Annotated in this window: 1 protein-coding gene; it reads left to right on the top strand. The window is 55.9% G+C overall.

The window, feature by feature from the left end; all coding sequences use genetic code 11:
- Positions 1-7: 7 nt before the first annotated feature.
- Positions 8-577, top strand: coding sequence for an XRE family transcriptional regulator (locus J5224_RS33260; RefSeq protein WP_319802543.1), 570 nt, complete (start codon positions 8-10; stop codon positions 575-577).
- Positions 578-667 lie beyond the last annotated feature (90 nt).

Here is a 667-nt window from a genome sequence, read left to right as displayed (position 1 = left end):
GTTTTTTATGGAGAACGATATGCAACCCTGGTCAACGCCGATCGGTATTCTCGCCATGGCGGTAAAACGTGAACGCGAGCGGATAGGTATTTCCGTCAGTGAATTGGCCAAACGTGCCGGTATCGCAAAATCTACGCTATCCCAATTGGAATCAGGCAGCGGTAATCCCAGCCTGGAAACGCTGTGGGCGCTGGCGATGGCGCTTGATGTGCAGGTAACGCAGTTGATTGCAGCACCCCAGCCCCGGGTACAAGTGATCCGTGCGCATGAGGGCGACATCGTAGCCGCTGAACAGGCACACTATTTTGTGACACTGCTCGCCGTCTGTCCGAGGGGGATGCAACGCGATATCTACCGCGTGACCGCGCAGCCGGGAAGTGTACGCCGTTCTATCCCTCATCAAACCGGTACGCTGGAACATGTCATGATCAGCAGTGGGCGCGCCCTGCTTGGACCTGAGGGGCATGAGATTACGCTTAACGCTGGTGACTACATCAGCTATGCCGCAGATGGGCCGCACACCTTCGAAGCATTGGAGAAGGATACTTGCGCGGTAATGATTATTGAGCACCCATAGCGAGGCGCTCTTCGCAGGGCGCATTGGCTAACGCACCGCGCCTTTCACCGTCAGCGTTCTTGCTGCTGATCGACATTGTCAAAACCTAAC

This window comes from Candidatus Symbiopectobacterium sp. NZEC135 (genome assembly GCF_025962695.1).
Note: the sequence above shows the minus strand (reverse complement) of the source record. Positions and strands in the feature narration are given on the sequence as shown.

Excerpts from the sequence above, each read along its gene's own strand:
- J5224_RS33260 (WP_319802543.1), top strand. The coding sequence starts at position 8 with ATGGAGAACGATATGCAACCCTGGTCAACGCCGATCGGTATTCTCGCC.